Genomic DNA, 1,261 nt, shown 5'->3' on the forward strand with positions numbered 1-1,261 from the left:
TGGATTTTTCAATCATATCTTCTCCCATTGTCTGAATTTTTAAGTTATAACCACCTTTAATATTAGGCGTACTCACTACACGCGCAGAAAAATCCGCATAGTGAAAGCTTTTATTATAGTTACCGCTTATGTTGGAAGTCGTATGATCCGCTTCAACGGTTATGGATGGTTTTGCGGGTGAGGTATCGTTCTTATCTAAGATATGTGTATTAGTATTCTGACATGCCGTTAAACTGAGTAACAGCGTGCTTAAAAGTAGTGCTTATTTCATACTAGCTTTGTTCCTTTAAGAAATTAGTATCGAAATTAATGACCGAAAAATTTCTGCTTAAGATACAACAGCAGATTGATCAAGCAATGTTGATACTTTAGAGAGCTTAATTTTCAGACTGTCTGCCGCACTAAGAATGACGTTGTCTAAACTGGTATAAACTATCGCAATATTTGCTCGTAATCTGAATTGTCCTGCAAAAAATACAATTATGAATAGTTTGTGAAAAGTACAAACTACCACTCTATTTATTTCCAACTCATATAAGATAGACCCAAATCAATATTGTTGTAGTTGCTTGTTTACTTAGGATCTCTATATGAATATTAAGATGATGATAATAATTGCTGTTACTGTCATTATTGCTTTCTGGCTAGGTATCAAAGCTCACGAATTTTATTATCATGATATTTGCTTGGATTTAGGCGGTGGTCAAAATCCAGGAAACTATCCTATTTGTGTCATTGAACGATAGCGATACTGCAATAATCTTTAAAGAAAGCATGCTTATAATTTTAGTTTATTGTCTAAAGGAGCTTTTATGAAATCTAAACTGTTTATCGGTGGCTCAATCCTGTTAGCGCTTGCTGCGTTTTTTGGACTGATGGAAACTATGTTTTATGGCGGCGTTAATTCTGAAGGTGTACTTCAAGAAAGTCTGTTTTTACCTCTAACTTTTATCTGCTTAGTCTTAGCAGTAATTTTATATGTCTCATTGCTGATCAAACAGGTAAAAACAAAACTAGCCCACAATCAAAGCCATTAACGCTTATTTTACGATAGCATCATTAACTAAGATTAACCCTTCATCTACATCAAGCGTTAGCTTATGAACACTTGAGTTGATTTTTTTATTTTGGTCAGTCTCTGTTTGATATTGACGTATAACGACATTGAACGTGTCTTGTCCATTATAATCTATCGTAGTCAGTGTACTGTACTCACCCAAAAGCTGTTGCCCATACTGGTTGATATTATTAGTACGGTAAT

At 34.3% G+C, this 1,261-nt stretch carries 3 protein-coding genes; 2 read left to right on the forward strand and 1 reads right to left on the reverse strand.

Annotation, left to right across the window (positions count from 1 at the left end; translation table 11 throughout):
- Window positions 1-590: 590 nt before the first annotated feature.
- Entirely contained in the window at window positions 591-746 is a 156-nt protein-coding gene (locus ACS8FD_RS15210; RefSeq protein WP_439262964.1) for a hypothetical protein, read from the forward strand.
- Between the two features lie 66 nt (window positions 747-812).
- On the forward strand, window positions 813-1,037 hold the full coding sequence (locus tag ACS8FD_RS15215; RefSeq protein ID WP_439262966.1) for a hypothetical protein: 225 nt from the start codon (window positions 813-815) through the stop codon (window positions 1,035-1,037).
- Between the two features lie 3 nt (window positions 1,038-1,040).
- Here the strand turns inward: ACS8FD_RS15215 and ACS8FD_RS15220 are convergent.
- The coding region (locus ACS8FD_RS15220; RefSeq protein WP_439276465.1) for a hypothetical protein at window positions 1,041-1,261 on the reverse strand (221 nt) is incomplete at its 5' end.

The sequence above is a fragment of the Psychrobacter sp. 1U2 genome (assembly GCF_051847575.1).

Coding starts and splice junctions, on each gene's coding strand:
- ACS8FD_RS15210 (WP_439262964.1), top strand. CDS start 591: ATGAATATTAAGATGATGATAATAATTGCTGTTACTGTCATTATTGCT.
- ACS8FD_RS15215 (WP_439262966.1), top strand. CDS start 813: ATGAAATCTAAACTGTTTATCGGTGGCTCAATCCTGTTAGCGCTTGCT.